Annotated in this window: 2 pseudogenes; both read right to left on the bottom strand. The window is 34.6% G+C overall.

Annotation, left to right across the window (positions count from 1 at the left end):
* Positions 1-101, bottom strand: a pseudogene (locus SB679_RS23530) (glycosyltransferase family 2 protein); the annotation flags it as partial.
* 6 nt (positions 102-107) lie between these two features.
* A pseudogene (locus SB679_RS23525) lies at positions 108-321 on the bottom strand (lipid A biosynthesis acyltransferase); the annotation flags it as partial.

The following is a 321-nucleotide window of genomic DNA, read 5'->3' as shown; positions in this document are numbered from 1 at the left end:
ATATCTGCATTTTGGGAAAATTGAACTACACTTGGAAGAAATTTCTCAAGCCAGTTTCTTCCGTTCCAGTTTAAGATGGCAACAGCCAGTTTTTTCTGCATGTAAATCTATTTTTTTTCAGAATCATAGGTTTTAATAGAATCCTGATACTTCCACTTTCTGTGTGACCAAAGATAGTTATCCGGATGTTTATGTAAAGTGTTTTCCAGCATTTTGTGGAACTTCTTTACCACTTCATGTTCTGTAAACTTTTCATTGTCCGGATATATTCTATAGTAGTTGACCTGATAATAGCCACGTTTTACTTTCTTCATTTCGCAG

Source organism: Chryseobacterium sp. SIMBA_029 (genome assembly GCF_046535275.1).
GTDB lineage: Bacteria > Bacteroidota > Bacteroidia > Flavobacteriales > Weeksellaceae > Chryseobacterium.
The sequence above is the reverse complement of the archived record's forward strand: the minus strand, read 5'-3'. Positions and strand labels throughout refer to the sequence as shown.